The sequence below is a fragment of the Ruminococcus sp. CAG:330 genome (assembly GCF_000437175.1).
Classification (GTDB): Bacteria; Bacillota; Clostridia; order Oscillospirales; family Ruminococcaceae; genus Ruminococcus_C.
In genome coordinates this window covers 1-540 of the sequence record NZ_FR897989.1, presented here as the reverse complement: position 1 = coordinate 540, position 540 = coordinate 1, and the positions used below count along the sequence as shown (strand labels likewise).

1 protein-coding gene is annotated in these 540 nt (G+C 58.7%); it reads right to left on the bottom strand.

Features of this window, described 5'->3' with window-relative positions:
• On the bottom strand, positions 1 to 407 hold a 407-nt coding region (locus QZL66_RS01090; RefSeq protein ID WP_293601744.1), incomplete at its 3' end, for a metallophosphoesterase.
• Positions 408 to 540 lie beyond the last annotated feature (133 nt).

Below are 540 nucleotides of genomic sequence, written 5' to 3'. Positions count from 1 at the left end.
TGGCAGCCCGCCTGCGCCATACCACGGCGCAGCGGTTCCCAGCGCTCCGGCGGCAGGTCAAGTTCGTGGTTGCCCATGCAGAAATACACCGGACACAGGGCGCAGAGCTGCCCCAGCAGGGCGAAAACCGCCCCATATTCCGTCATATCACGGGAGATGATGTCGCCGGTGAGGACAATGCAGTCCGGCTTCTGCCGCACGGCGCTCCGGACGATGCGCCGGTGATCTCTGCCCAGCTCCCGCCGGTGGATGTCCGTGATCTGTAGAATACGCAGCCCGTCCCATTCCGGCGGCAAACGCCGGAGGGAAATGGTCTGGCGGCGCACAAGGAGGAGGTGCTGCTCGATACAGAACCAGAAGAGGGCGAGGAGAAATAGTCCGGCAAGCAGGAACCAAAATAACGTCATATGACACCTCGATTCTAGGTGGAAAAATTTGAATTTCAGGGGAGGCTTGCTGTGTTCCTCAAAAACCATCGTGCAGAAACGAAAAGATTCTAAGAAACTGTCCCCGAAAAGGCTGCTCCAGCTGAGCGCAGCT